Below are 21347 nucleotides of genomic sequence, written 5' to 3'. Positions count from 1 at the left end.
GCCCGTACCGCACCGCCGGTACGGGCGCGGGCCGTCTCAGCTGCGGGCGCGCTGGGTGACCGCGATGCAGACCAGCACCACCACCGCGGTGACCGGCGCCGCCACCGGCAGCTCCTCGCCCAGCAGCAGCACCGCCCAGACCAGCGTCAGCAGCGGCTGGGCGAGCTGGAGCTGACTGGCCCTCGGCACCCCGATCGCCGCCATCCCCCGGTACCAGAGCACGAACCCGCCGAGCTGCGACACCGCCGCCGTGTACGCCAGCCCGGCCAGCGCCTTCACCCCCGGGTGCGCCGGCTCGCCCGGCAGCGCCAGCGCCGTGGTCACCACGGTGACCGGCAGCGCCGCGACCACCGCCCAGGCGATCACCTGCCACCCCGGCAGCTCGCGCGAGATCCGCCCGCCCTCCGCGTACCCGGCCGCGCAGACCACCAGCGCGGCGAACAGGTAGAGGTCGGCGGTGGTCGGCCGCCCGTGGCTCTGCAGCAGGGTGAAGGCCAGCACCGCCGCCGCACCGGCCAGCGCCGCGCACCAGAAGGCCCGGGACGGGCGCCGGCCGGTGCGCAGCGCCGAGAACGCGGCGGTGGCGAGCGGCAGCACACCGATGACCACAGCCGAGTGGGCGGTCGAGGAGGCCCGCAGCGCCAGCGTGGTGAGCAGCGGGAAGCCCAGCACGCAGCCGGCCGAGACCACCAGCAGCCCGGGCCAGTGCCGGCGGGCGGGGAGCGGGACGCGGGCGGCCGCCAGGCAGAGCGCGGCGAGCAGCCCGGCCACGGCGCCGCGCAGGCCGGTCGCCGTCCACGGACCGAAACCGGACAGGGCCCAGGCGGTCGCGGGGAAGCTGAAGGAGAAGGAGAGGACGCCGAGGGCCGCCAGGGCCGTACCGGAGCTGCCCGAGCTGGCGGAGCTGCCGGAGCCGATCGGTGCCTGCGGTGCTATCGCGATCGGGCGGGTAGCGCTATCTTGTGCCGTCATGAACGAGCGTAGCAGCGTGACCGATCTGGCCGACAGCCTGCGCCGGGAGGTCGAGCGCTACCCGGAGGGACGCAAGCTGCCGTCGAGCCGGGCCCTGATGGAGCGCCACCAGGTCAGCCCGGTGACGGTCTCCCGGGCGATCGCCGTGCTGGCGGCCGAGGGCCTGGTGGTCTCCCGGCCGGGCGCCGGGGTCTTCCGGGCCGCCGCCTTCGCGGGCGGCGGCACCACCGGCGGAGGTTCGCCGCTCGCCGCGCCGACCGCCCGGCCCGGCGACCTCTCCTGGCAGGAGCTCGCGCTGAGCGCCGACGCGGGCCCGCGCGACCGGGGCGCGGGCGCGCTGTTCGCCACCCTGAACGTCCCGCCGCCCGACGTGGTCGACCTGAACGGCGGCTACCCGCACGCCTCGCTCCAGCCGGAGCGGCTGCTGGCCGCCGCCCTGGCCCGGGCCGGCCGGCGGCCCGGCGCCTGGGAGCGCCCGCCGGTCGACGGGCTGACCGAACTGCGCGCCTGGTTCGCCCGGGACATCGGCGGCAACGGCGGGCCGCTGGGCGCGGGCGACGTCCTGGTCACGGCGGGCGGGCAGAGCGCGCTGACCGTCGCGATCCGCTCGCTGGCAGCCCCGGGCGCACCCGTGCTGGTGGAGTCGCCGACCTACCCCGGGACGCTCGCGGTCGCCCGCGCGGCGGGCGTGCGGCCGGTCCCCGTCCCGGTGGACGAGGACGGCGTGCGCACCGACCTGCTGGCGGCGGCCTTCGACGCCACCCGGGCCCGGGTCTTCGTCTGCCAGCCGCTGTTCCAGAACCCGACCGGCGCGGTGCTCTCCCCCGAGCGGCGCGCCGAGGTGCTGCGGATCGCCCGGACGGCCGGCGCGTTCGTCGTCGAGGACGACTTCGCCCGCCGGCTGGTCCACTCCGACTCCCCCGCGCTGCCGCGCCCGCTCGCCGCCGACGACCCGGACGGCGTGGTGGTCCACCTGCGCTCGCTGACCAAGGCCACCTCGCCCAATCTGCGGGTCGGCGCGCTGACCGCCCGCGGCCCGGCCCTGCGGCGGCTGCGGGCGACCCAGGTGGTGGACAGCTTCTTCGTGCCCCGGCCGCTCCAGGAGGCAGCGCTGGAACTGGTCGCCGACCCGGGCTGGGCGCGCCACCTGCGCACCCTCGGCGCCGAGCTGCGCGACCGCCGAACGCTCACGGTGGCCGCGCTGCGCCGCGAACTCCCCGGGCTGCTCGGCCCGCACCGGCCCGGGGGCTACCACCTCTGGCTGCGGCTGCCGGAGGGCACCGACGAGGCCGCGCTGGCCACCGCCGCGCTGCACGCCGGGGTGCTGGTCGCCCCCGGAAGCCCCTACTACGCCGCCGAGCCCCCGGCGCCCCACCTGCGGCTGAGCTACGCCGCCGTCGACAGCCCGGCCCGGATCGCCGAGGGCGTCCACCGGCTGCGCCGGGCCTACGAGGGTCTCACCGGCTGACCGCGGCCGGCCGCCGAGCGAGCCGGCGGGCGGGCGGGGGCGCGGGGCAGGCGGGCCCTCGTCAGCCCCGGTAGCCCGCCATCCGCTCCAGGCGGGCGATCCGCTCCGCCATCGGCGGGTGGGTCGAGAAGAGCTTCGTCCCGGCCTCGCCCGGGCGGAACGGGCTGGCGATCATCATGTGGCTGGCCGTCTGGAGCTGCGGCTCCGGCGGCAGCGGCAGCTGCCGGGTGCCGACGTCCAGCTTGCGCAGGGCGCTCGCCAGGGCGAGCGGGTCGCCGGTGATCCGGGCGCCGTCGGCGTCGGCCTGGTACTCCCGGGAGCGGCTGACGGCCAGCTGGATCAGCGAGGCGGCGAGCGGCCCCAGGATCATGATCGCGAGCATCCCGAAGAGCCCGGGGCCGTCGTCGTCGTCGCTGCGGCCGAACGGCACCAGCCAGGCGAAGTTCACCAGGAACATCACCACCGAGGCGAGCGCCCCGGCGACCGAGGAGATCAGGATGTCCCGGTTGTAGACGTGGCTGAGCTCGTGGCCGAGCACCCCGCGCAGCTCCCGCTCGTCCAGCAGCTGGAGGATGCCGTCGGTGCAGCAGACCGCCGCATTGCGCGGGTTGCGGCCGGTGGCGAAGGCGTTCGGGGCCGGGGTCGGGGAGATGTACAGCCGCGGCATCGGCTGGCGGGCCGAGGTGGAGAGCTCACGGACGATCCGGTACAGCCGCGGCGCCTCGATCTCGCTCACCGGGCGGGCCCGCATGGCGCGCAGGGCGAGCTTGTCGCTGTTCCAGTACGCGTAGGCGTTGGTCCCGAGCGCGACCAGCAGGGCGATCACGAAGCCGGTGCGGCCGAAGAAGCTGCCGATCACCAGGATCAGCGCCGAGAGGCCGCCGAGCAGTGCGGCGGTCCTCAGTCCGTTGTGCCGGCGGTGCACGGCAGGCCCTCCAATGGTGCGGTGGGGAAGCCCTCGCTGCCTCGTCCCTCTGCCCGCTCAACGGGCGAGCCCGGCGGCCTTGTTCCCTTGTGACCACCGCTACACCCGGACCGCCCAGGCGCCCGCCCCGGCCGGCGGCCTCAGAACAGCGTGCCGCCGACCACCTGGAGGACCAGCTGCGGGGCCACCGAGAGCACCACGGCCACCGAGGCGGTGAGCCCCAGGGTGGCCGTCAGCGAGGCCGGCAGCCGGCGCTCGGCGACCGCCGTGACCGCGTCCTGCGACGGCGCCGGGGCGAAGAGCCGCGCCGTCCAGAGCAGGTAGTAGTACAGCGCGATGACCACATTGACGGCCATCACCACGGCCAGCCAGCCCAGCCCGGCGTCGACGGCGGCGCGGAACACCACCACCTTGCCGAACAGGCCGATCACCCCGGGCGGGAGCCCGGCCAGGCAGAGCAGGAAGAAGGCCAGCGCCAGGGCCGTCCAGCGGCGCCGGGCGAACAGGCCGCGGAACTCGTCCACGCTCGTCCCGGCCCGGCGGCCGACGGCGGCGACCACCGCGAAGGCGCCGAGGTTCACCACGCCGTAGATCAGCGCGTACGCGGCGGTGGCGCCCAGGCTGTCCGCCCCGGTCCGTGCGTAGCCGGCGGCGGCGAGCGGCACCAGCAGGTACCCGGCCTGGCCCACCGAGGACCAGGCGAGCAGCCGCACCGCGCTGTACCGGGTGTCGAACCGCTGGCGCAGCGCGCCCACGTTGCCGACCGTCATGGTGACGGCGGCCAGCACCGCGAGCACCAGGCCCCAGGTGTGCGCGTACGGCCGGAAGGCGATCGTGGTGACCAGCGCCAGGCCGGAGAGGCCGGCCGCCTTTCCGACCACCGAGAGGTAGCCGGCCACCGGCAGCGGGGCGCCGACGTAGGTGTCGGGCACCCAGAAGTGGAACGGGACGGCGGCGACCTTGAAGGCGAAGCCGACCAGGGTGAGCACCGCGCCGGCCTCGGCCAGCGGCTTGAGCTGGGCAGGGGCGTGGGCCAGGCCCTCGGCGACGGCGCCCAGGTGCAGGCTGCCGCTCGCGGCGTAGACGAAGCCGATGCCGAGCAGCATCACCGCGGTCGCGGTGACGGAGGAGAGGAAGAACTTCAGCGCGGCCTCCGCGCCCCGGCCGTCCCGGCGCAGCGCGACCAGGGCGAAGGCCGGCAGCGAGGCCACCTCCAGGGCGACCACCAGGGTGGCGAGGTCCCGGGAGGCGGGCAGCAGGGCGGCGCCGGTGGCGCTGGAGAGCAGCAGGAACCAGTACTCGCCGCCGGGCAGCCCCGCGGCGGAGCCGTCGTCCGGCGCCGGGCCGTTCACGGTGTGCGTCGAGAGCAGCGCGGCGATCAGCGCGCCGCCCAGCGCGAGCAGCTGGAAGACCAGCGCGAAGTGGTCCGCGACGTAGGAGCAGCCGGCGTCCCGCACGCAGAAGGTGCTCCGGGGCGAGCCGCCGGTGAGCGGGAGCAGGGCGAGCAGCGCGAGGGCGAGGCCGCCCACGGCCAGGGCGCCGAGCAGCTTGCGGTGGCGCGCGGGCAGGAAGAGGTCGGTGACCAGCACCGCGAGGGCGGCCAGCGCGGCGATCAGCGGGGGCGCGATCGCCACCCAGTCCACGGACTGGATCAGGCTGCCCGGGTCGGCTACGGCGAGGGAGGTCACAGTGGGCTGCCCCGTGGAGTGAGGTCCGAGTGCGGCGAGCTGGGGTCCGAGCATGTCAGCCACCCCCGAGGAGGTGCTTGACGGCCGGGTCGGAGAGACCGAGCAGGAGCGCGGGCCAGAGGCCGGCGAGCAGGGTGAGGGCGGCCAGCGGGGTCCAGCTGACGGCCTCGTACGGGCGCAGGTCGGCGAGCTCGGCCACCGGGGCCGGCTGCTTCGGGTCGCCCATGCAGACGCGCTTGACCACCATCAGCAGGTACCCGGCGGTGAGGAGGGTGCCCAGGCCGGCCAGCACCATGTAGGTGACGAACGCGGGGCGCGAGAGGCCCTCGGCCGGGTCGAACGCGCCGAACATCGCGAGCAGCTCGCCCCAGAAGCCGGCCAGCCCCGGCAGGCCGAGGCTGGCGACGGCGGCGAAGGCCAGCAGGGCGCCGATCCGCGGGGCCCGTCCGTAGAGGGCGGCCCCGGTGGAGCCGGCCAGGGTGTCGAGGTCCGCCGTGCCGTAGCGGTCCTTCAGGGCCCCGACCACGAAGAACAGCAGGCCGGTGATCAGCCCGTGGGCGATGTTGGCGAACAGCGCGCCGTTGACGCCCACCGGGGTGAGGGAGGCGATGCCCAGCAGCACGAAGCCCATGTGGCCGACGGAGGAGTAGGCGATCAGGCGCTTGAGGTCGCCCTTGGCCCCGGGCCGGACCAGCGCGAGGCAGGCCAGCGAGCCGTAGACGATGCCGACGGCGGCGAACGCGCCCAGGTAGGGGGCGAGCGTCGCGGTACCGTCCGGGACGACCGGGAGGAGGACCCGGACCAGGCCGTACGTCCCCATCTTCAGCAGCACGCCGGCGAGCAGCACCGAGCCGACCGTGGGGGCCGCCGTGTGCGCGTCCGGGAGCCAGCTGTGCAGCGGCCAGGCGGGGGCCTTGACCACCAGCCCGACCATGATCGCCAGGGCGGCGACCACCTGGGTGGTGTGGCTCAGGCCGCCGCCGTGCGCGGCGGCCAGCGCCTGCATGTCGAAGGTGCCCGCCTTGCTGCCGACCAGCAGGAAGCCGAGCAGCATCACCGCCGAGCCGAGCAGCGTGTACAGGATGAACCGGTTGGCGGCCGGCACCTTCGCCCCGGTGCCCCAGCGGGCGATCAGGAAGTACATCGGGATCAGCACGATCTCGAAGGCCAGGAAGAAGAGCAGCAGGTCCAGCACCGCGAAGGTGGCGAGCATGCCGACTTCGAGCAGGAGGAACAGCCCGGTGAAGGCCCGGGCCGAGGGGACGCCCTCCCCGGTCGGCAGCCGCTTCTCCGAGTACAGCGCGCAGAGGAAGGTGAGCAGCGCGGTCAGCACGATCAGCGGGAGCGAGACGCCGTCCACGCCGAGGTGGAGGCGCACGCCGATGGCCGGGATCCAGGACACGTCGGTGGTCGCCTGCATCCGGCCGGGCCCGTCGTGGTCGAAGCCCGCCGCGAGGACGATGCCGAGCACCAGGACGGCGCCGGTGACCACGGTGTTCAGCCGCAGCGCGCGCCGGTCGGCGGCGGCCGGGTCGGCGCCGAACGCCGGTACCAGGGTCAGCGCGGCCCCGGCCAGCGGCAGCACCAGGAGGGCGATGAGGACTGCGTTCATCGGGGGCTCCTACGGGCTGCGGTCGGCGGGGCTGGGCGGCGGGGCTGCCTGTTCTGGTCCATCCGGCTACACCGCCACCAGGACGGCCAGCAGGACGACGCCGGCGAGCAGCGCGCTGAGGTAGGTCTGCGCGTTCCCGGTCTGGGCGAGCCGGACGGCCCGGCCGAGCAGGCCGGCCGCCGTCCCGCTGCCGCGCACGTACGTCTCGACGACCTCGCGGTCGAGGAAGCGGACCAGCCGGGCCGCGGCGGTCACCGGCCGGACGAACAGCGCGCTGTAGAGCCGGTCGACGCCGAAGCCGTGCCGGGCCGGGCCGAACAGCGGGCCGAGCAGGGTGCGGCCGGGGTCGGCGACGATCACCTCGGCGGCCGGGGCGCCGGCCTGCTCGGGCACCCGGCCCAGCGGTGCGGCGGGCGGCAGGCCGGCGCCGAGCCGGGCGGTGGCGGAGCGCCAGGCCCCGTACGCCAGCAGCGCGCCGACCACGGCGAGGCCGGTGCCGGTCACGGCGGTGACGGCCGAGGGCCGCAGCGAGCCGCCGTCCAGCAGCGCGGGCAGCCAGTCCGAGCGCAGGCTCGTCACGCCGAAGGCCATGGTCGGGACGGCCAGCACCCAGAGCGGCCAGCGCATCGCGGGCGGCTCGGCGGTGGCCGGGTCGGCCTCGTCCACCTCGGGCGAGTAGGGCGCGTCGGCCTCGTGGTCCGCCGGCGAGACGGGGGCGGCAGGCGCGGCGGCGCCGGCGGCGGCCGGGCTGTGGAACGCCACCAGGAACAGCCGCGCCGCGTACGCCGCGGTCAGCAGGGCGGTGAGCGCGGCCGAGATCAGCACGATCCAGCCGGCCGCCTGCGGTACCGCGGACGCCGGGCCGAGGCCGTTGGTCAGCGCCTCGCCGTTGGCCGCGTGCTCGGCGGCGGTCAGCACCGCCTCCTTGCTGAAGAAGCCGGAGAACGGCGGCAGCCCGATCAGGGCGACGAGCGCGATGCCCATCGTCCAGTAGGCGTCCGGCACCCGCTTGCGCAGCCCCGGCATCCGGGACATCGCGGAGATCGAGTTGGTGTGCGCGGCGTGGATCACCACACCGGCCGCGAGGAACAGCAGGGCCTTGAACGCCCCGTGGCTGACCAGGTGGAAGACGGAGGCCTCGCGGTCGCCGGCGGCCAGGGCGCCGGCCATGTAGCCGAGCTGCCCGACGGTCGAGTAGGCGAGCACCCGCTTCAGGTCGTCCTGGGCGAGCGCGCAGAGCGCCGAGCCGATCATCGTCACGGCGGCCATCACCGCGAGCACCACCAGCGCCGCGCCGGAGAGCAGGAAGACCGGCAGCAGCCGGGCGACCAGGTAGATGCCGGCCGCGACCATGGTGGCGGCGTGGATCAGCGCGGAGACCGGCGTCGGACCGGCCATCGCGTCCGGGAGCCAGGTGTGCAGCGGGAACTGCGCGCTCTTGCCGGCCACGCCGGCGAGCAGCAGCAGCGCGGTCAGCGTCGGGTGGCCGAGCCGCCCCTCGGCGGCGGCCGCCAGGACGTCAGAGATCCGGAAGCTGCCGGCGTCGGCGCCGAGCAGGAAGATGCCGAACAGGAACGGCACGTCGCCGAGCTTGGTGACCAGGAAGGCCTTCAGCGAGGCCGACCGGGCGTCCGCGGTCTCCCAGTGGTGGCCGATCAGGAAGTACGAGCAGATGCCCATGACCTCCCAGCCGACCAGCAGCACGATCAGGTCGCCCGAGTAGACGACCAGGAACATCGCCGCCGTGAACAGCGAGACCAGCGCCGCGTACGACGGGTAGCGCGGGTCGTCCTTGAGGTAGGCGGTCGAGTACACCTGCACGCAGGTGGCGACCAGGCCGACCAGCACGGAGATCAGCGAGCTGTAGCCGTCCAGGTAGAGGCCGAGCGTGAGGTCCGGCCCGCCGGTCGGGGTGAGCCGGGTGCCGGCCTCCAGCACCTGGCCGGTGCCCAGCTGGAGGGCGACCACCAGGGCGAGCACGGCCGAGACGGCGACCGGCACGATCGCCAGCGGCCGGGCCAGACCGGGCGCGCGCCTGCCGACGGCCAGGGTGGCGGCCGATCCGAGCGCGGGCAGGACGGGGACGAGGACGGGCAGGGCGAGGTTCATGCGGCGGCCTGGCCCTTCAGTGCCCCGGCGCCGGCCGGCGCCTCCTCGGCGGACTCGGCGGGGTCACCGAGCGCGGTGGCCCGGTCGATGTCCGCGGTGCCCCGGGCCCGGAAGAGCAGCAGGACGATGGCGAGCCCGAGGCCGATCTCGGCGGCGGCGATGGTGATGGTGAACAGGGTGAGCGCCTGGCCGGCGTGCAGGGAGTCCCGCAGCCAGGCGTCGAAGGCGACGAGGTTGAGGTTGACGGCGTTGAGCATCAGCTCCACGGACATCAGCACCAGGACGACGTTGCGCCGGGCGAGCACGCCGTACACGCCGACGCTGAACAGCAGCGCGGCGAGCACGACGGGGTAGGCGAGATGCATCAGCTCTCCTCCGCCGAGGTCGTCGAAGCGGGAGCCGCGGGCTCGGCCGGGGCCTTCGGCGCGGTGGCGGCGACCGTCCCGTTGGAGCCCACCGGCCGGCCCGCGCGCAGCTTGGCGGCCCGGGGCGGCGGCACCCGCCGGCCGGCCCCGCGCGACAGCACGATCGCGCCGACCAGCGCGGCCAGCAGCAGCACCGAGAGCGCCTCGAAGGGCAGCACCCAGGTCCGGAACAGGCTGGTACCCGTCGCCTGCGCCGAACCGCCGCCCCCGCCGAGGTCGATCCACGACGTCCGGAAGGCGTCGACGAGCAGCGTCACCAGCGTCCCGGCCGAGGCCAGCGCCACCACCAGGGCGACCCAGCGGTTGCCCGAGTCGGCGTCCGGCGAGCGCCCGATCGGCGCCCGGGTGAGCATCAGCCCGAACAGCACCAGGACGACCACCGAGCCGAGGTAGATCAGCACCTGCACCCAGGCGATGAACTCGGCGGTGAGTAGCAGGAACTCCACCGCCAGGCCGCCGAGCGCGACCACCAGCCAGAGCGCGGCGTGCACCAGCTGCCTGGTGGTCACGGCCGTCACGGCCGAGCCCAGCACGGCGACGCCGACCAGCAGGAAGACGATCTCGACCCCGGTCGGGGAGAGGAACGAGCGGGCGGCCGGGTCCAGCGACCCGGCCGCGGTCAGCAGGGCGGCACTCATCGCGGGTCACCCTCCTCCGGCGCCGCCGAGGCGGCGGCCAGCTTGTCCGCGGCCTTGCGCGCGGTGGCGATCTCCTTGGGCTCCTCGGCCGCCGGGTCCAGCGCCGGCGGCGCCGGCACCGTCCACATCCACTCGCGGAGCTTGTCCCGCTCGTGGGTCAGCTCCAGGATGTCGGTCTCCGCGTACTCGAACTCCGGGGACCAGAACAGCGCGTCGAACGGGCACACCTCGATGCAGATCCCGCAGTACATGCAGAGCGAGAAGTCGATCGCGAAGCGGTCCAGCACGTTGCGGGTCCGGGCGCGGGCGTTCGGGTCGGCGGCCGGCAGCGTCTCCTTGTGGGAGTCGATGTAGATGCACCAGTCCGGGCACTCGCGGGCGCACAGCATGCAGACCGTGCAGTTCTCCTCCAGCAGCGCGATCACGCCGCGCGAGCGCGGCGGCAGCGCGGGCTGCACGTCGGGGTACTGCGCGGTGACGGTCTTCTTCGTCATCGTCCGCAGGGTGACGGCCAGGCCCTTGGCCAGTCCGGAACCGGGGAAGCTCATGCGCCCACCCCGCTCCGCCGGGCCGGGGCGTCGGCCCCTGCGTGCCTGTCGGCCACGAGCTCGCTGCGCTCGGTCATGAGATCGCCACCTTGATGATGCCGGTGAGGGCGAGCTGGACGAGGGCCAGCGGGATCAGCACGAGCCACGCGAAGCGCATCAGCTGGTCCTCCCGCAGTCGCGGGTAGGTGACCCGCAGCCAGATGACCACGAAGGCCAGCGCGAAGGTCTTCAGGATCGTCCAGAGCCAGCCGAGCTCGTCCGGCAGCGGACCGTGCCAGCCGCCCAGGAAGAGCACCGCGGTCAGCCCGGAGACCACCAGGATCCCGACGTACTCGGAGAGCAGGAAGAGCGCGAAGCGCAGCCCGGTGTACTCGGTGTACGCGCCGAAGATGATCTCCGAATCGGCCACCGGCATGTCGAACGGCGGGCGCTGGAGCTCGGCCAGGCCGGCCGTGAAGAAGACGAAGGCGCCGATGAGCTGCCACGGGATCCAGTACCACTGCCAGGCGTCCAGGATCCCCGGGAGCGAGAGCGTGCCGGCCGCCATCGCCACCGAGGCGGCCGCGAGCACCATCGGCAGCTCGTAGGACATCAGCTGCGCGGCCGTCCGCAGACCGCCGAGCAGCGAGAACTTGTTCGCCGAGGCCCAGCCGGCCATCAGCTTGCCGATCACGCCGACGCCCATCACGGCCAGCACGAAGAAGAGGCCGGCGTCGATCGCCTGGCCGACGAAGCCGTCCGGCCCGACGGGGATGGCGAGCAGCACGAACAGGTAGGGCAGCAGGGAGACGGCGGGCGCCAGCTGGAAGATCCTGCGGTCCGCCCCGGCCGGGACGATGTCCTCCTTCTGCGCGAACTTCACGCCGTCGGCGACGAGCTGCGCCCAGCCGTGGAAGCCGCCGGCGTACATCGGGCCGAGCCGGCCCTGCATGTGCGCCATCACCTTGTGCTCGGTCTGGCCGATGACCAGGGGGAAGGTGAGGAAGACGACGAGGGTGGCGACGCAGCGCAGCAGCGTGTCGAGCAGGTTCACGTGCTGTCTCCGTCCTGGTCGGCCGGGTCGGCCGGCGTCTCCTTCGTCCCGTCCTCCGCGCGCTTGCCGTCCTCCGGTCCGGTCGCACCGGCCGCCTCGCCGGGCGCCTCGGGCGCGGCGGCGGCCTCGGTCTCGGTCTCGCTCTCGGGTGCGGCGGTGCCCTCGGGTGCGGCCTCGGCCTCGGAGCCGTGCGCGGGCACCGGGGCGTGCCAGGGCGCGTCCGCGGACCGGGTCCGGGCCGGCGCCGCCCGCCCGGGCTTCGGCTCGGCGCTCTCCACGACGGGCTCCCCGGCGGGGGCCTGGCTCGCCGAGCCGTCCGTGACGGACCTGGTCCGGCGCGGCCGGTCGGCCCGCACCGGCGGCGCCGCCTCGGCGGCGGCTCCCTCGGCGGTGGTTCCTTCGGCGGTGGTCTCGGCGGCCTGGCTCACCGAGCCCGCGTCGACCGACCTGGTCCGGCGCGGCCGGTCGGCCCGGACGGCGGGCCCGCCCTCGGCCGAAGCGGCGGCCGCACCGGCCCGGGGCGTACGGGCCGCCGCGCCGGCCGCCCGCGCACCGCGCGCGGGCCGCTCGGCCACCGGCGGCAGGGTGCCCTTGAGCGGGCCCCACTCGTTCGGGTCCGGGACGCCGGGCGGCTGCATCTTGCGCCGCGCCGGTCCGTCACCGTGGTCGGACTCGCCCGGCTCCTTGGCGCCCGGCCAGGCCTTGGCGACCCGGGCCGCGAGCACGAACTCCTTGCGCAGCGGGAACCCCTCGAAGCCGTCCGGCAGCAGCAGGGTGACCAGGTGGGGGTGCCCGGGGAAGTCGATGCCGAACATCTCGTGCGTCTCGCGCTCGTGCCAGCCGGCCCCCGCGTACACCTCGACGGCGGTCGGCAGGGCGGCCCCCGCCCGCGCCACCTTGGTGCGCAGCGCCAGGTGCCGCACCCCGGGGCCGTCCGCGGCGGCCAGGTGGGCGACCACCGAGAAGCCCTCGGCCAGCTCGTCGACGGCGCTCAGCCAGTCGAAGAACCGCAGGCCCAGGACGTCCCGGGCCGCGGTGAGCGCCTCGATCCAGTGCTCGGCGGGCACGTCGACGGTGACCAGCCCGTACGCCTCGGCGCCGGTGGCCCACTCGCCGACCGACGCCGCGTACTGCTCGGCGGTGCTCACGAGACGCCCCCTTCGGACGGCGCGGGGCCGGCCACCAGCGGGCGGCGCAGCGCGCTCGCGGGCGCGGCGTACCGGCCGGGCAGCGACTCGGCGGCGATCTTCTCCTGGAGCTTGAGGATGCCCTGGAGCAGGGCCTCCGGCCGGGGCGGGCAGCCGGGCACGTAGACGTCGACCGGGATGATCTGGTCGACGCCCTTGGTGACGGAGTAGGAGTCCCAGTAGGGGCCGCCGGAGTTGGAGCAGGCGCCGAAGGAGATGACGTACTTCGGCTCGGGCATCTGCTCGTAGAGGCGCTTCACGGCGGGCGCCATCTTGTCGGTCACCGTCCCCGAGACGATCATCAGATCGGCCTGCCGGGGGCCGGGCGCGAACGGAATCACACCCATCCGGATGAAGTCGTGCTTGGCCATCGACGCGGCGATGAACTCGATCGCGCAGCAGGCGAGGCCGAAGTTGAAGCACCAGAGGCTGTAGCGGCGGCCCCAGTTCAGGACGACCTTGACCGGGTCCGGCGCCAGCCGGGCGAGCGGGCCGAGACTGCTCCGCCCGACGGCCGCACCGGGGCGCGACGGGTCCGGCAGACCGAGCGGTACCGGGCCCCCGGCGCCGTGCGCGTGCGAGTGGTTGTGGGTCACGTCCATTCCAGAACGCCCTTCTTCCAGGCGTAGAGCAGCCCGACCGCGAGGAAGCCGATGAAGACGAACATCTCGATCAGCGTCCCGGCGCCGTAGCCGGCGGCGGCGAAGACGGTCGCCCACGGGAACAGGTAGATCGCGTCCACCGCGAAGATCACGTACAGGAAGGCGTAGACGTAGTAGCGGATCTGGGTGTGCGCCCAGTCCTCTCCCACCGGGTCCACGCCGCACTCGTAGGCGAGGAGTTTCTCCGGCGAGTACACCACCGGCCGCAGCAGCCGGTTGGCGGTGAACGCCACGGCGACGAAGAGCACGCCGACGACGGCGAGCAGGCCCATCGCGGCGTACGCGTCGAAGTAGCCGCTGCCGGCGGCCGGGTCGGCCGCGACGGCAGCTGCCGGCTGCCCCTCCATGCCCCTCGCCTCCACATCGCCTGGGAAAACCGCCCTCACGGCAGTTCTACGACGTTTCTTTACACGGTCATAACCATCGCCAATGCGTGAGTCTAAGTGCACGGCCGTGGAGCACCGCATCCCGCCCGATCCGCAAGACGGCCGATGGACATTCGGTGGACGACCGCGCCCGCCGGCCGCCCCGGCCGGGGGTGGGGATAACCCCCGGGCGGGAAGACGTATCACCCCCATGGCCCCGCGCGCCCCCGACCGGGGAAGCTTGGATCACCAGCTCGACCCCAAGGGACGGTAGATCCGACATGAAGCCACTGCACCGCCGCGCCGCGGATGCCCTCAAGGAGCAGGACGCGGGCCCCGAGCGCGCGCCGCTGTACGGCGCGCGGATGTGGCGGCAGGCCGGGCAGCTGATGCTCAATCTGCCGCTCGGCCTCGCCGGGTTCGTCTTCACCGTCGTCCTGCTCTCCGTCGGGCTGGCGCTCTCCATCACCGTGATCGGCCTGCCGCTGCTGGCCGCCGGGCTGGCCGGGTGCCGGCTCCTGGGCGCCTTCGCCCGCCGCCGGGCCCGCTCGGTGCTCGGCTCCGAGGTGCGCGAGCCGGAGCCGGTGCGCCGGAACCGGCCGGGGATCACCGGCTACGCGATCGCCTACCTCACCGACCCGCTCAGCTGGCGCTCGGCGCTCTACAACGTGCTGCTGCTGCCCTGGGGCCTGCTGAGCTTCACGGTGACGCTGATCTGCGTGGTCGTCGGCTGGCCGGTGCTGCCCTGGGTGGTCCGCTTCCAGGCGGCGATCGACCGGATGCTGGTGGAGGTCCTGCTCTACCCGGGCGCGCTCTCCGAGCGGGTGCGGGAGCTGGAGGACGACCGCGGCACGGTGATCGACACCGCCGCCGCCGACCTGCGCCGGATCGAGCGCGACCTGCACGACGGCGCCCAGGCCCGGCTGGTGGCCCTGGCGATGGACCTCGGCATGGCCAAGGAGAAGCTGAGCGAGACCGAGACGCCCGAGGACGTGGCGGCCGCGGCCCGGATGGTCGGCGCCGCGCACGGCGAGGTGAAGCTGGCCCTGCAGGAGCTGCGCGACCTGGCCCGGGGCATCCACCCGGCGGTGCTCACCGACCGGGGGCTGGACGCGGCGCTCTCCGCGGTGGCGGCCCGCTGCACGGTGCCGGACGGGGTCAAGGTGCACGTCGAGCTGACCGCCGCCGACGGCACGGTGGAGCGCCCGGACTCGGCGGTCGAGGGCATCGCCTACTTCACCGTCAGCGAGCTGCTGACCAACATCTCGAAGCACGCCCGCGCCCGCTCCGCCACGGTGGACGCCTGGCGGGCCGGCGACCAGCTGATGCTGCTGGTCCGGGACGACGGCAAGGGCGGCGCGGCCGCCTACCCGGGCAGCGGCCTGGCCGGGCTGGCCGAACGGATCCGGGCGGTGGACGGGGTGTTCCTGGTGGAGAGCCCGGACGGCGGGCCGACCACGGTCACCATCGAGCTCCCGTGGCGCACCCGCGCCGCCCGCCGCTGACCGTTCCTCCGGGCACCCCCCGCCGGACACGACAATGGGCCGGGACTCCGTCGAGGCAGTGACGGAGCCCGGCCCGTACCCGTGCGGCGGCCGCCCGCCGACCCTTGCGCGGTGCGCGGGCGGCCGCCGCCGGGGACCCGAGGGGCCAGGGCTTGTCCCACCCGGCCCTAGGGCGTTTCCAGCGTGCCGAGGGTGACGTCGGCGGTCTTGGCCTGGCCGTCCCGGGTGTAGCCGACGGTCGTCGTGGTCCCCGGGGTGAGCGAGGCGAGCGCGCTGGTGAGCCCGTTCAGCGAGTCGACGGTGGCGTCGCCGACCTTGGTGATCACGTCGCCGGGCTGGAGCCCCGCCGAGGCGGCCGGCCCGCCCGCGCTGACGGCCACCACCACGGCCCCGGCCGGACGGAAGTTCTGGTCGAAGTACGTCCGGGCGGTGACCCCCAGCGCGGCCCGGCCGGAGTTGGTGACCTTGCCGTCCTTGATCAGCTGGTCGGCGATGCTGGTGATGGTGGACGCCGGGATGGCGAAGCCGATACCGGGCGCGGCGGCCCCGTTGGCCTCCGGCTCGGTGGCGGCGAGCGTGTTGATGCCGATCACCTGGCTGTTCAGGTTGACCAGCGCGCCGCCGCTGTTGCCCGGGTTGATCGCCGCCGAGGTCTGCACCATGTTGCCGATGGTGGCACCCGGCGAACCACCGCCCTGGGGCTCCGAGACGGTCCGGCCGGTGGCCGAGACGATGCCCTGGGTGACGCTGCTGGACAGGCCCAGCGGACTGCCCATCGCCAGGGTGATCTGCCCCAGCTCGACCTTGGCGGAGTCCCCGAAGACGGCCGGCTTGAGGGCGCTCGGCGGGCTGGTCAGCTTGATCACCGCGAGGTCGGAGTCCGGGTAGGAGGCGACCAGCGTGGCGTCCAGGGCCTTGGTGCTGTTGGCCAGCGTGACGGTGAAGGTGGTGGCGGTGCCGACCACGTGGGCGTTGGTGACGATGTCGCCCTTGTTGTCGTAGACGATCCCGGAGCCGAGCCCGGTCGCGGTGGTGATCTGCACCACCGAGGGCAGCACGTCGGCGATCACCTTCTGGTAGGCGTCCTGGAGCTGGTTGCCGCCGGCCGGCTGGGCGGAGGACGACGAGGACGCACCGGGGGTGGTGGCGGTCGACGAGGAGGAGGACGATCCGCTGCTGCACCCGGCCACCGTCAGCGCGGTCAGCGCGGCGACGGCCGCCGGCCCGGTCAGTCGCCCGCCGAACGCCCGGGGGCCGGTGGGGCGCGGCCCGGCCGGGAGCGGGCGGGTGGGTTCCTTCTTTCGGTTCACCTGGGCTGCCTCCGATTCCATCGGCCGTACCGGGGCCGTCGAGTTCCGTGCGGAACCATCGAGATCACAGAGATCTTTGTCAGCATTTCACCGATATGTCCGAATCATTGCCCCGACGCGCCCGTCACCGGGGCACGACCTGGGGCAAGGCGGACAAGCCCTAGGATTCACGCCATGACTTGGTTGATCACCGGTGGTGCCGGGTACATCGGCAGGCACGTGGTGCACCAGCTGGTCGAGGCCGGCGAGCGGGTGGCGGTACTGGACGACCTCAGCACCGGCGACCGCGCCCGGCTGCCGCGGGGGGTCACCCTGATCGAGGGCTCCACCCTGGACCGCGCCGCGCTGGACACCGCCCTGCGCTCGCGGGACATCGCGGGCGTGCTGCACTTCGCGGCGAAGAAGCGGGTCGGCGAGTCGGTGGAGCGGCCGTTCTACTACTACCGGGAGAACCTCACCGGCCTGCAGAACGTGCTGGAGGCCGTCGCCGAGGCCGGGGTGCCGCGCTTCCTCTTCTCCTCCTCCGCCGCCGTCTACGGCATGCCCGACGTCGAGCTGGTCACCGAGACGGCCCCCTGCGCCCCGATGAACCCCTACGGCGAGACCAAACTGGCCGGCGAGTGGCTGGTGTCCGCGGTCGGCCGGGCGCACGGCATCTCCACCGTCTCGCTGCGCTACTTCAACGTGGCCGGCGCCGCCTCGCCCGAGCTCTCCGACGAGGGCGCCTACAACCTGATCCCGATGGTCTTCGAACGGCTCACCGCCGGGCGCGCCCCACTGATCTTCGGCGCCGACTACCCCACCCCGGACGGCACCTGCGTCCGCGACTTCATCGACGTCCGGGACATCGCCTCGGCCCATGTGGCGGCCGCCCGGCGGCTCGCCGCCGACCCGCCCGGCGAGACCTCGCTGGTCCTCAACATCGGCCGCGGCGAGGGCGTCAGCGTCCGGGAGATGCTGGACGTGATCGCCCGGGTCACCGGCTACGACACCACCGGCGAGGTCACCCCGCGCCGCGCCGGCGACCCGGCCCGGGTGGTCGCCTCCGCCGAGCTGATCCACCGCGAGCTGGGCTGGACGGCCCGCCACGGGGTCGAGGAGATGGTGACCTCGGCCTGGGAGGGCTGGTGCGCCCGGCACCCGGGGGCCCGCAGGCGGTAGGGCCGGTCCTCGGGGTCCCGCCTGCGGGGCGTTCGGGACGGCGGCTCAGTGCGAGGGCACCGCCGTGCCGTAGAAGGCGTCCAGCGCGTACACGCAGCGGTCCTTGCTGCCGACGAAGACCCGCCCGCCGACCGCCACCGGCGAGCCGGTCAGCTCGCCCTTGGTGCCGAGCTCCCACCGCAGCTGACCGCTCACCAGGTCCAGGGTGTGCAGCGAGTGGTCGCGGCTGCCCAGGTGGACCAGGCCGTCGGCGACCGCCGGCGAGCCGACGATCTCGCCCCGCGCGGTGTAGCGCCAGCGCTCCCGGCCGGTGGCCGCCTCGAACGCGTAGAGCACGTCCCCGCTGCCGACCAGCACCATGCCGTCCCCGACGACCACCGGCTCGGCGCCCTGCCGGTTGCCGGTGGCGGCGCGCCAGCGGTCCCGGCCGGTCGCCGCGTCGAGCGCGTAGACCGTGCCGAGGTAGTCGGCGACGTAGACCGCGTCCGCGTCCAGCGTCGGCGGGGTGAAGAGCACCACCGGCGCCTCGAAGCGCCAGCGCTCGGCGCCGCTGGCCGCGTCCAGCGCGTACACCCGGGTGCCGGCCGTCACGTACAGCACGCCGGCCCGCTCGGCGGGGCGCGACGGCACGTCCTCCCCCACCGGGAAGGACCAGCGCAGGCCCGCACCGCGCGGATCGACGCAGCGCAGCCGCCCGCCGCCGTAGTAGTACGCGGCGCCGCCCACCAGGGCCGGCCCGGACTGCGGGTTCTCGTAGTCCTGCTGGGCGTCGTCGGCGCGCCACAGCTCGGCGCCGCCGGCCGCCGAGCGCAGCTGCACCCCGCCGCCCCGGACACCGCAGCAGAGCACGCCGTCGGCGGCGTCCAGCGAGTAGACCCAGCCGTCCAGCGAGTTGCGCCAGCGCTCGGTGCCGTCCGCGACGTCCACCGTGTACAGGTGCGGGCCGTCGGCGGCGTGCACCCGGCCGGCGTCCACCGCGAGCGCCCAGGCGACGTCCCGGGTCTTGTAGCGGCGCTGGCCGGAGGCGACGTCCAGGGCGTGCACCTCGAAGCTGGAGACGAAGAGCGTGCCGTCGGCGACCACCGGGGTGCCCCAGACGTCGTTGGACATCCGGAACCGCCAGGGGCGCCAGCGGGCGGCCTGGACCGGCGGCGGCGTGGCCCGGCGGACCCAGTCCGTCTCGGCGGGCGCGGCCCCCGGCCCGGCCTGCTCGGCGCGCGGACCCGGGCCTATCCGGACCGAGGCCCCGGGCAGCCGGACCTCGGCGGCGCTCTCCCCTGCGACCGGGGCCCGGTGGCGGCGGGGGGCGGCGAGCTTCTCGGTGGCGGCCTCGGTGTCCGGCCCGGGCAGCGCGTGCACCGGCCCGGGCGCGGGCGGCGCGTACCGCTCGGCGGGGTGCCGGGTGCGCGGGTCGTCCTGCGCGGGGCGCTGGGGCGGCAGCGGCTGGTGCTGGTGGGGCGGCGGGGCCGGCTGCGGCGGCACCGGTGCGGGCGCCGGAGCGGGGGCGGGCGCCGGGGCCGGGGCCGGGCGGCGGCCGCGCTTGCGTTCGATCAGCTCCAGCGCGTTGGCCGGCAGCCAGTCCCCCGCCTCGCCCGAGGCGTCGTCACGGGAGAACAGGTGCGGGGCCAGCTCGGCCTGGATCTGCGCCGGCGAGGGCCGGTGCTCCGGGGAGGGCCGCATGCAGGCGCGCACCAGGTCCACCAGCTCGGCCGGCAGGCCGGAGAGGTCGGGCTGGTCGCGCAGCAGCTGGAAGACCGTCTCGACCGGGTTGGCGCCCCGGTACGGCGGGTGCCCGGTGGCGCAGAAGACCAGCAGCGACCCGAGCGAGAAGACATCACTGGCACCGGTGACGCCACGGCTGTCCCGGGCCTGCTCCGGCGACATGTACGCCGGGGTGCCGACCGCGACGTTGGTCATGGTGAGCCGGGTGCTGGAGACGCCGGCGGCGATGCCGAAGTCGATCACCCGCGGACCGTCCTCGACCACCAGCACGTTGGAGGGCTTGAGGTCACGGTGGACCAGCCCGGCCGCGTGGATGGACTGGAGCGCCTCCGCGATGCCCGCCACCAGCCAGCGCACCGCCCCCGCGGGCAGCGGCCCGCACTCGGTGACCAGGTCCTCCAGGGACGGCGCCGGGACGTACGCGGTGGCCAGCCAGGGCACCCGGGCGTCGGCGTCGGCGTCGACCACGGCGGCGGTGTAGAACCCGCCCACCGTCTTGGCGGCCGCGATCTCCCGGGCGAAACGGACCCGGAACAGCTCGTCCTCGGCCAGCTCCCCCCGGACGGTCTTGATGGCCACTCGCCGGCCGGAGGCGGAGCGCGCCAGGTAGACCAGGCCCATCCCGCCCGCGCCGAGCCGCCCCAGCACCTCGAAGGGCCCGATCCGCCTCGGATCGTGCGCCGTCAGCTGGTCCACTCCGCTGCCACCTCCCCGTCTTCCGCACCCGCCACGGGGTGCCGCAGCCGATTCTCCAATGCCGCCCCGGTCAACTCCAACCTCCCCCGCCCAGAGGCCCCTCCGGCTCACCGTCCGGTCAGTGCCGCCGGAACGGCCGGATTCTGACGCCCGCTCCGCCTGCGGCTTGCACACGAGATGCCCGCAACTCTTTTTCGGGCACCTCGGATCCGACCTCGGTCGTCACGCTCTGTCACTCGACCACCCCTCAGCGGAGGGTCCGTCACGCTGTGGGGTCATAAGCACACGGGGGGGCTTCAACAGGCGCCTCCGGAGCCCGATGAATATCCGTCCGAAGTCGTTCACGCCCCCTATAGCAACCCCCCGTGCGGAGTAATAGTCGCATCACCGAATCGCGCCAAGATCGTGCCACGGTAAGCTGACGGCATGACAGGACAAGTTCGCACCGTCGACGGTCGCGTCGCCGGGCGACGCGGACAGGAGACGCGGCAGAAGCTGCTCGACTGCCTCCGCGAGATGCTCAGCACGTCGCCCTATCGGGACGTCAAGGTCATCGACGTCGCCCGTATGGCGGGTACCTCCCCCGCGACCTTCTACCAGTACTTCCCGGATGTCGAGGGCGCAGTCCTCGAAATCGCCGAGGAAATGGCCAAGGACTCCGACACCCTCAAAGAGCTGGTGGCCGGAAAGTCCTGGGCAGGGAAGTCCGGCACGACCACTTCGGAAGAACTGGTCGACGGATTCCTCGCCTTCTGGCGCAAGAACGACGCCATTCTCCGAGTGGTCACGCTCGGTGCCGCCGAAGGGGACAAGCGGTTCTTCAAGATCCGCATGACGGTCCTCAACGCGGTCGCCAAGCCCCTCACGGAGGCCGTCAAGGAGCTCCAGACGAAGGGCCAGGCCGACAAGTCGCTCGACCCGGCCGCCGTCGCCGGCTCGCTGGTCTCGCTGCTCGCCTCGGCGGCCGAGCACCAGAAGGCGTTCACCTCGTGGGGCGTCAAGGTCAAGGACCTGAAGCCCAACCTCGCTCCCCTGGTGTACCTGGGTGTCACCGGCAAGAAGCCGCCCAAGTAGACCGATCCCGCCTACCCACCCATCCGCTCCGCACGCAGCCCCGGCCTCCTGTCCGGGGAACGACGGACGGCGGCCGTGTCCTCGGGGGAGGTCCGCCGACGTGCCGCAGCGTGCCAGACATGCCGGTGGGCGGGCACCCGTGCAGGGTGCCCGCCCACCGGCATGGGAGGGGGGAGGGGGGGTTCCCGGTCCCCCGGGGAGAACGGGGGCCAGGGAGGGGCGGGGGGGGGGGCCCGGGGGGTCCTTG

At 74.5% G+C, this 21347-nt stretch carries 18 protein-coding genes; 4 read left to right on the top strand and 14 right to left on the bottom strand.

Annotation, left to right across the window (positions count from 1 at the left end; genetic code table 11):
- Positions 1-36 precede the first annotated feature (36 nt).
- Complete coding sequence (locus ACZ4UX_RS03245; protein ID WP_465705234.1) at positions 37-972, bottom strand: DMT family transporter; 936 nt, start codon at positions 970-972, stop codon at positions 37-39.
- Between ACZ4UX_RS03245 and ACZ4UX_RS03240 the strand changes: the two genes are divergently transcribed.
- The gene (locus tag ACZ4UX_RS03240; RefSeq protein ID WP_465705232.1) at positions 971-2440 is read left to right on the top strand and encodes an aminotransferase-like domain-containing protein; all 1470 of its coding nucleotides are present in this window, start codon (positions 971-973) and stop codon (positions 2438-2440) included. The genes ACZ4UX_RS03245 and ACZ4UX_RS03240 overlap by 2 nt on opposite strands.
- 61 nt (positions 2441-2501) lie before the next feature.
- On the opposite strand, the gene htpX is transcribed toward ACZ4UX_RS03240, so the two are convergent.
- From htpX to ACZ4UX_RS03185, 11 genes are all read right to left on the bottom strand, one after another.
- Positions 2502-3365, bottom strand: coding sequence for a zinc metalloprotease HtpX (gene htpX, locus ACZ4UX_RS03235; protein ID WP_329488213.1), 864 nt, complete (start codon positions 3363-3365; stop codon positions 2502-2504).
- Positions 3366-3505: 140 nt separating this feature from the next.
- Positions 3506-5107 (bottom strand): NADH-quinone oxidoreductase subunit N, encoded by a 1602-nt coding sequence (locus tag ACZ4UX_RS03230; protein ID WP_465705230.1) that lies wholly within the window; start codon positions 5105-5107, stop codon positions 3506-3508.
- 1 nt (position 5108) lies between these two features.
- A complete protein-coding gene (locus ACZ4UX_RS03225) occupies positions 5109-6665 on the bottom strand; it encodes a complex I subunit 4 family protein (protein WP_465705228.1) in 1557 nt (518 codons plus the stop codon).
- A gap of 66 nt (positions 6666-6731) precedes the next feature.
- Complete coding sequence (locus ACZ4UX_RS03220) at positions 6732-8774, bottom strand: NADH-quinone oxidoreductase subunit 5 family protein (RefSeq protein ID WP_465705226.1); 2043 nt, start codon at positions 8772-8774, stop codon at positions 6732-6734.
- Positions 8771-9139 carry an NADH-quinone oxidoreductase subunit NuoK gene (gene nuoK, locus ACZ4UX_RS03215; RefSeq protein ID WP_352286278.1) on the bottom strand — a complete coding sequence of 123 codons (369 nt, stop codon included), beginning with the start codon at positions 9137-9139 and terminating at the stop codon, positions 8771-8773. Before nuoK ends, ACZ4UX_RS03220 begins: the two co-directional genes overlap by 4 nt.
- Complete coding sequence (locus ACZ4UX_RS03210) at positions 9139-9837, bottom strand: NADH-quinone oxidoreductase subunit J family protein (protein ID WP_465705224.1); 699 nt, start codon at positions 9835-9837, stop codon at positions 9139-9141. The genes nuoK and ACZ4UX_RS03210 overlap by 1 nt, the downstream gene beginning before the upstream one ends.
- Positions 9834-10385: a NuoI/complex I 23 kDa subunit family protein gene (locus ACZ4UX_RS03205; RefSeq protein ID WP_465705223.1), complete on the bottom strand. Its 552-nt coding sequence runs from the start codon at positions 10383-10385 to the stop codon at positions 9834-9836. Before ACZ4UX_RS03205 ends, ACZ4UX_RS03210 begins: the two co-directional genes overlap by 4 nt.
- 73 nt (positions 10386-10458) lie before the next feature.
- The gene (gene nuoH / locus ACZ4UX_RS03200) at positions 10459-11412 is read right to left on the bottom strand and encodes an NADH-quinone oxidoreductase subunit NuoH (RefSeq protein ID WP_359803663.1); all 954 of its coding nucleotides are present in this window, start codon (positions 11410-11412) and stop codon (positions 10459-10461) included.
- A 2-nt stretch (positions 11413-11414) separates the two neighbouring features.
- Complete coding sequence (locus ACZ4UX_RS03195; RefSeq protein ID WP_465705221.1) at positions 11415-12566, bottom strand: NADH-quinone oxidoreductase subunit C; 1152 nt, start codon at positions 12564-12566, stop codon at positions 11415-11417.
- Positions 12563-13207 (bottom strand): NADH-quinone oxidoreductase subunit B, encoded by a 645-nt coding sequence (locus tag ACZ4UX_RS03190; RefSeq protein WP_329488223.1) that lies wholly within the window; start codon positions 13205-13207, stop codon positions 12563-12565. The genes ACZ4UX_RS03195 and ACZ4UX_RS03190 overlap by 4 nt, the downstream gene beginning before the upstream one ends.
- On the bottom strand, positions 13198-13614 hold the full coding sequence (locus ACZ4UX_RS03185) for an NADH-quinone oxidoreductase subunit A (RefSeq protein ID WP_329488224.1): 417 nt from the start codon (positions 13612-13614) through the stop codon (positions 13198-13200). The genes ACZ4UX_RS03190 and ACZ4UX_RS03185 overlap by 10 nt, the downstream gene beginning before the upstream one ends.
- 299 nt (positions 13615-13913) lie before the next feature.
- On the opposite strand from ACZ4UX_RS03185, the gene ACZ4UX_RS03180 reads away from it, so the two are divergent.
- Entirely contained in the window at positions 13914-15137 is a 1224-nt protein-coding gene (locus ACZ4UX_RS03180) for a sensor histidine kinase (protein ID WP_465705219.1), read from the top strand.
- A gap of 167 nt (positions 15138-15304) precedes the next feature.
- On the opposite strand, the gene ACZ4UX_RS03175 is transcribed toward ACZ4UX_RS03180, so the two are convergent.
- Positions 15305-16447 (bottom strand): S1C family serine protease, encoded by a 1143-nt coding sequence (locus ACZ4UX_RS03175; protein ID WP_465705217.1) that lies wholly within the window; start codon positions 16445-16447, stop codon positions 15305-15307.
- A 174-nt stretch (positions 16448-16621) separates the two neighbouring features.
- Here ACZ4UX_RS03175 and galE point away from each other — a divergent pair, with 174 nt between their 5' ends.
- On the top strand, positions 16622-17608 hold the full coding sequence (galE, locus tag ACZ4UX_RS03170; protein WP_465705215.1) for a UDP-glucose 4-epimerase GalE: 987 nt from the start codon (positions 16622-16624) through the stop codon (positions 17606-17608).
- 45 nt (positions 17609-17653) lie between these two features.
- Here galE and ACZ4UX_RS03165 read toward each other — a convergent pair whose 3' ends face one another.
- Positions 17654-20026 carry an outer membrane protein assembly factor BamB family protein gene (locus tag ACZ4UX_RS03165; protein ID WP_465705213.1) on the bottom strand — a complete coding sequence of 791 codons (2373 nt, stop codon included), beginning with the start codon at positions 20024-20026 and terminating at the stop codon, positions 17654-17656.
- 426 nt (positions 20027-20452) lie between these two features.
- Between ACZ4UX_RS03165 and ACZ4UX_RS03160 the strand changes: the two genes are divergently transcribed.
- Positions 20453-21100, top strand: coding sequence for a TetR family transcriptional regulator (locus tag ACZ4UX_RS03160; protein WP_329488227.1), 648 nt, complete (start codon positions 20453-20455; stop codon positions 21098-21100).
- Positions 21101-21347 lie beyond the last annotated feature (247 nt).

Source organism: Kitasatospora sp. NPDC028961 (genome assembly GCF_055564815.1).
The sequence above is the reverse complement of the archived record's forward strand: the minus strand, read 5'-3'. Positions and strand labels throughout refer to the sequence as shown.